Consider the following 911-nt stretch of genomic DNA (forward strand, 5'->3'; position numbering starts at 1 on the left):
GTGCTATGGAAATCCAGGCGGCTGGTCATTTTGTCGAGCATGTGGGCCTCGCGCTTGTGGCTTCGGGAAAAAAGTGGCCCCGCCGCGGCGGAGTCAGGAAGGCGCAATGCAGGGACGCACCGCGACAGGCCTTGATTATGGAAATCGCCCCGTTTTTCTAAAGCGTGAAGAACGCATGGATTGCTGCGCAGTTTCGTGCTTTGCGGTCATGGCAAACGCACTAAAGTCTGGACCAGGCCATGCTGTCGGCTATGCGCTTGTGCGTCGCCGTCCAGCAGCCCCCGAATTGAGGAGTTCCACTTGATGCCCAGCCCCCGGCCTCTGGCCGCACCCGCTCCCGCCGCAACGCGCCTGCGTGGCCTGGCCGGCGCCGTGCTGGCCGGCCTGGGCCTGTGGCTCGCTGGCGCCCCGTTCCAGGCGCAGGCCCAGACCCATGCCGAACTCGAGGCGCTGTCGCAGCGCTGGGCCGATGCCGCGCTGCGCAGCGACGCGGGCCCGCAGCTGCCGCTGCGCCTGCAGGTGAAGATCGGCAAGCTGGACACGCGCCTGCAGCTCGCGGCCTGCGCCAAGGTCGAGCCCTATCTGCCCGCGGGCACGCGCCTGTGGGGCCGCACCCGCATCGGCTTGCGCTGCCTGCAGGGCGCGCGCGCCTGGAACGTGTTCCTGCCGGTCACGGTGCAGGCGTTCGGTCCGGCCTGGGTGCTCAACAACAATGTCCGCCTGGGCGATGCCTTGACGGCCGGCGATGCGTCGGTCGCCGAAGTCGACTGGGCCGAAATGGATTCGCCCGTGGTCGCGAACCAGCCCGACTGGCTGGGTTCAGAGGCTGCGCGCCATCTGCAGGCCGGCCAGGCGCTGCGCCAGAACATGCTGCGCCCGCCCCAGTTGTTCGCCATGGGCGCGCCGGACAA

The 911-nt window shown here is 68.6% G+C and carries 1 protein-coding gene; it reads left to right on the forward strand.

The annotated features are described in order from the left end of the window. Positions 1 to 303 precede the first annotated feature (303 nt). A partial coding sequence (flgA, locus tag D3H34_RS33055; protein WP_119558901.1) for a flagellar basal body P-ring formation chaperone FlgA occupies positions 304 to 911 on the forward strand: 608 nt, incomplete at its 3' end.

Source organism: Acidovorax cavernicola, from assembly GCF_003581445.1.